Annotated in this window: 6 protein-coding genes; all 6 read left to right on the top strand. The window is 28.3% G+C overall.

Features of this window, described 5'->3' with window-relative positions:
- The first annotated feature begins 197 nt into the window (after positions 1-197).
- Complete coding sequence (locus VJ881_04530; GenBank protein HKL75315.1) at positions 198-509, top strand: hypothetical protein; 312 nt, start codon at positions 198-200, stop codon at positions 507-509.
- A gap of 349 nt (positions 510-858) precedes the next feature.
- Positions 859-2,028, top strand: coding sequence for a TraB/GumN family protein (locus VJ881_04525; protein ID HKL75314.1), 1,170 nt, complete (start codon positions 859-861; stop codon positions 2,026-2,028).
- 359 nt (positions 2,029-2,387) lie between these two features.
- Positions 2,388-3,344: a prolyl oligopeptidase family serine peptidase gene (locus tag VJ881_04520; protein ID HKL75313.1), complete on the top strand. Its 957-nt coding sequence runs from the start codon at positions 2,388-2,390 to the stop codon at positions 3,342-3,344.
- Positions 3,345-3,389: 45 nt separating this feature from the next.
- Positions 3,390-3,554, top strand: coding sequence for a hypothetical protein (locus tag VJ881_04515; protein HKL75312.1), 165 nt, complete (start codon positions 3,390-3,392; stop codon positions 3,552-3,554).
- A gap of 554 nt (positions 3,555-4,108) precedes the next feature.
- Positions 4,109-5,485, top strand: coding sequence for a Na+/H+ antiporter NhaC (gene nhaC / locus VJ881_04510; protein ID HKL75311.1), 1,377 nt, complete (start codon positions 4,109-4,111; stop codon positions 5,483-5,485).
- Between the two features lie 47 nt (positions 5,486-5,532).
- Positions 5,533-6,236: MBL fold metallo-hydrolase (locus tag VJ881_04505; protein HKL75310.1), on the top strand; the 704-nt coding region annotated here is incomplete at its 3' end.

Raw genomic sequence — 6,236 nt, 5'->3', positions numbered from 1 at the left:
ATAGGTGAATTACAAAATTATAGAAAAGAAATAAAAAGATTAATAAAAGTGGTTATATATGATATTTTTCACAAAGAAGTATAAAAGACACTTATGTTTTTCATTCAGGAGGCAGAAAAGGATTTCAGGTAAATATAGGGTATGAAAAAAACAGAGAACAGTTTAGAGCAGGATTTGCATTTTCTTTAGAGCCTAGCATGACTTTACAAAATCCAATTGAAGTTTTTGAATCCAAAATAAGATTATTCAATAATTATCTGGGTGATCATTACGATAAATTTAGTGATTTAATGATGTTTTACCATGATGAAGATTACAATAGAAGTTCTAATTTCAGTTTAGGGTGTATTCCTGATAATTTAATTGATAGAGGTATGATTATTTTTATAGATAAATTTTTAAATAAAAAGCCGTATGAAAATCTAAATGAAGAAGAATATAAAGAAGTTTTTAATATACTTGATAGAATGTTAGATTTATATTTACATATAGAGAAAAACAGTAAATAAACCATTAAGATTTAAATGAGGTTGTATATAATGTAAATTAATATTTAAAAATTATTTATCTAAAATTAAATCCTAACATAATCCTACTAAAAAATTTGATACTAGATATAAATATATGATAAACTAAAATCGAATAAAAGCTTATTATTGTTATTATGCCAGAGATCATAATAAAATCTGATAAGAATTGAAAAAGTAATTATGGGATTCAAAATCCGGTGGGCCTTGCGCTCATATGGGTTCGACTTCCATCTTCAGCACCATTTTTTTATGTCTAATAATAAATAAAAAGGAAATTAATATCCGGTTGGTGAAATAGATATTAGTATACCATTAAAAGGGTGATATTATGAATGAAAAAAATGTTCAAAGGCTTTCTTATAAAGATAAAGAAATAATTTTGATTGCTACAGCTCATGTTTCTAAAAATAGTGCAGAACAGGTAAAAAAAGTTATAGAAGAAGAAAAACCGGATAGTGTCTGTGTAGAATTAGACCAACAAAGGTATGAATCTATTAATGATAAAGATAAATGGAGTGATATGGATATATTTGAAGTAATTAAACAGGGAAAAGCTTTATTATTACTGGTTAATTTAATAATTAGTTCTTTTCAGAACCGAATTGCAGAAAAATTGGGTATAAATGCCGGAGCAGAAATGGTACAGGGGATTAAATCTGCTAAAAAAATTGATGCAAATTTAGTGCTTGCTGACAGGGATATTCAACTTACTTTTAAGAGAGTATGGCGTGGACTTGGAATTTGGGAAAAGATTAAATTAATATTTCAAATTATCACTATGCTTTTTATAGATGAAGAAATAACTGAAGAGGAAATGGAAGAGCTTAAAAGTGGTGATAGCTTAAATCTAATGTTAGAAGAAATGGGTAAATCATTTCCTGGTATTAAAAAACATTTACTTGATGAAAGAGATCAATATTTAGCCAATAAAATAAAAAATGCTTCTGGGAATAAGATTGTTGCTGTATTAGGTGCCGCTCATGTCCCGGGAGTGAAAAAAGAAATATTTAAAGAACAAAATATGAATGAAATTACTCAACTTCCTAATAAACCCAAATGGAGTAAAATTATATCCTGGGGAATTCCATCATTAATTATGGTTATTATTATTTCTAGTTTTATTAATAATATCAATACAGGGTTAGAAGTTACTAAAACCTGGTTTTTTTGGAATGGTTTATTGGCTAGTATAGGTACTATTTTTGCTAAAGGACATATTTTAACTATTTTAACTGCTTTTATTGTTGCACCTTTAAGTTCTTTAAATCCTGCTTTAGCTGCTGGTTGGTTTGCAGGTTTAACAGAAGCTTATTTGAAAAAACCTCAGGTAAAAGATTTTCAAAAACTTTCTGGTGGGATGAGTATAAAAGAAATTTATACGAATAAAGTTACTCATATATTGTTAATTGTTATTTTAGCTAATTTAGGTAGCATAGCTGGAACTGCAATTGGTGGAGCAAATGTTATTAGAATATTTTTAGATTTATTTTCTTTTTAGAAATATAAATTATTAAATCACTTCGAGAGAAGTGATTTTTTTATTTGTGAAGGAATACATTAATTTTTATTTAACATTTAAAATATACACAATATTATTTTAGATTAAAAATTCTAACATTTGTCCAGGAGGAGATATATGGTGAAATTATTAAAATTTATTGGAAAGTTATTAATCGGGATTTTTATTTTGTTGATAATATATTTTGCTATTACAGCTTCTCGAGCTTATTATTTTGGAAGTGGGCGAGTCGTTCTGGCATTGTTTTGTGCAATCATCTTAGGTTATTTATTTTATTTAAACAAATATAAATACTAGATTATAACTTATTAATTAAATATATGAGGAGGATTAAGAAAATGAAGAAATCTTATATCATCTTAGTTGTTATTTTAGGTATTTTAGGTTTTATTTTTCTTCGTGATGGAGGAGGTCCATATTTAGAGCAAGATTTAAATGCACTAAATGAAAATAATGATGGGAAAATAGTATCTGCTGAAAAAATTGACGTACTTAGCGTAAATGAACAATTTGATAATAAAAAGTCTGATAAGTTAAAAGAAAAAATTAAGAAAATTGACACATATTCTATTAATTATCTTAGTAGTGAAAAAGAAGCTAAAGCTGTAATAATGAAACCTAAAGAAGAGGGTAATTACCCAGTTTTATTTTTTAATAGATCTGCTAAAGTAAAAGAAAGAGAAAATGAAAGGTTAGCATACTGGTTCACCTCATTTTTCTCAGAAGATTATATTATTGTATCTCCAAAATATGAAGGTGATTATGGAGGTAATCAATTAGAAGATTTTTCAGCATCAGATAGTGAACAGTTTTTAGATTTAGTTAAACTTACTAAAAGTTTACCTTATGTAAATGAAAATAAAATGGCTGCTATAGGAATTGAAAAAGGGGGACAGATGGTATATCAGGCAATTAAAAATGATGTCGGCTTAAATGCTGCTGCAGTTTTTAATACTCCAACTGATCTTATAGGTTTATATAATGATAGTATTAGTGCCAGAAAGAAAGTTTTTGAAGAAAAATTAGGAGGAACTCCTTCAGAAATTGAAGAAAAATATATAGCAAAGTCTTCTTATTACTGGCCAGAAAAAATTGATAGTCCTTTACTTATTTTGCATTATGAAGAATCTAAAAATGTTAAATCTATTCAAGCTAAAAAATTAGTAAATAAATTTAATAAAATTGGTTATAAAGATTATAAAGCAATTATTAATTCTGATATGGACTGGGAATTTGTCATAAATCGTTCAATTGAATGGATTAGAGAGAAAACTGAGATAAATTTAGAAATGTAATTTGAAGTTAACTCAAGCTTTGCTTTATTTTTATCAATAAAATTTATGTTATTAGAAAGTTTTAGTCACCGAAAAGAATTAAGAAGAGAATTGCATGATAATAAAAAATTAGAAGAAAATATTTTGAATTTGTTTGTTAGTAAACAATTAAGAGAATATATTATAAGGATAGCAATGATGAATACAGATATTTACTTGATGAATATTTAAATATACCCTCAGCTGAAAGCCAATTACCTGGATTAAAAGAAACAGCTTTAGATTTAGTAAATGATCTGCCATATAGAAAACTTCCAAGAAAATAGATAATATATTAGAAACATCCACAAGTGATAGCTCAATATTTAATTGGGTACAGGATTTAGGATCTAAACTTAGTAAAGAAGATAAAACAAAACAAATTGACCTATTTAGAGATGGTGTAATTCCAGATAACAAAATAAGTGATCTTTCTTGACAGGAGAGATAAATTTATATATAATAAGTTTTAACAATTTAACATGTTAAAAACTTTGAAGGAGGAAAAGTAAGCATTTTGCCGAAATACACCTCTTAAGTTGCCAGCTGAAATATTAGTAAGCCAGGCCGTAATCCGTCGTTATCCGGTGAGGAAGTGTTCGCTTTCAAGAGAGATATTCTGTTTTACATTTAGCAGAATAATTCAGGTGGTACCGTGCATACAAGTCGCCCTGAAAAGGGGGGCTTTTTTTATTTTCTTCAAAATTTTTAGCTATTATTAATAAAAAAAATGGAGGTATAAAATTATGAAAAAATCAAAAATTACTTTTCAAATGGCTATTTTACCTATTGTTGTTCTTCTTTTAACGGGAGCTCTTTCTGTCTTTTTCTGGAGCGTTGGTATGTTAGTTCCATTGATTAGCTCTATAATAACAACTGGAGTAATAGGAATATATTATAATTATACATGGAATGAATTAGAAGATGGTTTGAAAAAAGGTGTAGCAAATGCCTTACCTGCTGTTTTTATTTTACTTATTGTTGGTTCAATTATAGGTACCTGGATTGCCAGTGGTGTAATTCCAGTTATGATTTATTATGGGCTTAAATTTTTAAACCCAACAATTTTTGTACCCTTAGCTGCACTCATAACAGCTATTGTAGCAACTACTCTTGGTACATCTTTTACTTCTATAGCAACTGTTGGGATTGCCCTTATTACAATTGGCAATTCTATGGGTTTTCCTTCTGCTCTTACTGCAGCAGCAATAATTTCTGGAGCATTTTTTGGAGATAAATTATCTCCTTTATCCGATACAACAAATATTGCAGCTGCTATGACGGAAAGTAATTTATTTGAACATGTTGGACATATGTTATGGGATACTATTCCGGCTTTTTTTATCTCACTTATAATTTATGGAATAATCGGTCTAAATTATGTTAGCAGTAATGTTAAGGGAACAGATGAAATAAATTCATTAATGTTTGGACTGGAAAATACATTTAATTTAACCCCCATATTGTTTATTTTACCTATAATTACTATAATTCTTGCTGTTAAAAAAACACCAGCAATTCCAACTCTCTTATCAGTTTCTATTTCAGGAGGGATTTTCGCTTTGATTTTTCAAAGTGCAACATTAGTTAGTGTTTTTAGTGCTTTTACATCTGGTTTTAATGCCCAAAGTGATATAACTATGATTAATGATTTATTTAATAGAGGTGGAATAAATTCCATGGGAGGAACAATAATATTACTTATTACAGCTGCTGCTCTTGGTGGAATTATGCAAAAAGTAGGTATACTGCAGACTATTGTTAGTAAAATAATGAACTTAGTTAAAGGAGAACAACAGTTACTAGTAACATCTTTAATAAGTTCATTTTTAATAGGTTTAAGTACTGGAGCACAGGTTTTAGCTATAATTATACCTGGAAAAATGTTTTCTTCTTCTTTTAAAAAAATGAATTTACACAGTAAAAATTTAAGCCGAATTGTTGAAGCTGGTGGAACTGTTGGTATAACATTAGTTCCCTGGGGAGTTCCAGCAATTTTTGCGGCAAATATGTTGGGGGTAGCTCCCGGGGAATTCATACCATTATTGTTTTTTCCTATGCTTGCTATTTTATTTAATTTAATATATGGTGTAACTGGTATTTCAATAGCAAAGACAGAATAGCGAAATTGACAACTTGTATCCGTTAACTATCTCAGGAGGTAATAATAATGAACAAAATTCTAATTAAAGTACTGGGAACGGCACAGGACGGGGGATACCCCCAACCTGATTGTTCCTGTCCTAATTGTATAGCAGCCAAAAAAGACAGAAATTTAATTAGATTGCCTGCTTCACTTGGAATTTTAGATGTTAAAAATAAAAAAAGCTATATTATAGACGCTACACCTCATTTTCCTGCACAATTGCAATCTCTAAATAAAACTGCTCAAAAATATAATTTTCCTGATGATCACCTAGAAGCAGTATTTTTAACACATGCCCATATTGGCCATTATACTGGTCTAATATATTTTGGAAAAGAGGCAATAAATTATAATAATTTGACTATTTTTACTTCAAAATCAATGAAAAAATTTTTAATAAAAAATCAACCATGGAAAAGTTTAATAGAAAACAATAATATAAACCTTTCTTTATTTAAGTTTGAAAAAAACATTGAAGAAATTACAAGGCCCAAAATTAAAGCAATAAAAGTGCCTCATAGAGCTGAATATACAGATACAGCATCATTTTTAATAAAAGGAGAATCCAAAACTCTTTTCTATCTCCCTGATATTGATAGCTGGCAAAATTTCAAGAAAAAATTTAATAAAGTTTCTTCAAGTTCAGATTTACTCTTAGTAGATGGTACTTTTTTTGATAAAAAAGAGTTAACAAAATATAGAGGAAGAAATATTCAAAATGTTCCACA

It is taken from the genome of Halanaerobiales bacterium (assembly GCA_035270125.1).
In the GTDB taxonomy this organism is placed as follows: Bacteria; Bacillota; Halanaerobiia; order Halanaerobiales; family DATFIM01; genus DATFIM01.
The sequence above is the reverse complement of the archived record's forward strand: the minus strand, read 5'-3'. Positions and strand labels throughout refer to the sequence as shown.

Coding starts and splice junctions, on each gene's coding strand:
- VJ881_04525 (HKL75314.1), top strand. CDS start 859: ATGAATGAAAAAAATGTTCAAAGGCTTTCTTATAAAGATAAAGAAATA.
- VJ881_04530 (HKL75315.1), top strand. CDS start 198: ATGACTTTACAAAATCCAATTGAAGTTTTTGAATCCAAAATAAGATTA.
- VJ881_04515 (HKL75312.1), top strand. CDS start 3,390: ATGTTATTAGAAAGTTTTAGTCACCGAAAAGAATTAAGAAGAGAATTG.
- VJ881_04520 (HKL75313.1), top strand. CDS start 2,388: ATGAAGAAATCTTATATCATCTTAGTTGTTATTTTAGGTATTTTAGGT.
- nhaC (HKL75311.1), top strand. CDS start 4,109: ATGAAAAAATCAAAAATTACTTTTCAAATGGCTATTTTACCTATTGTT.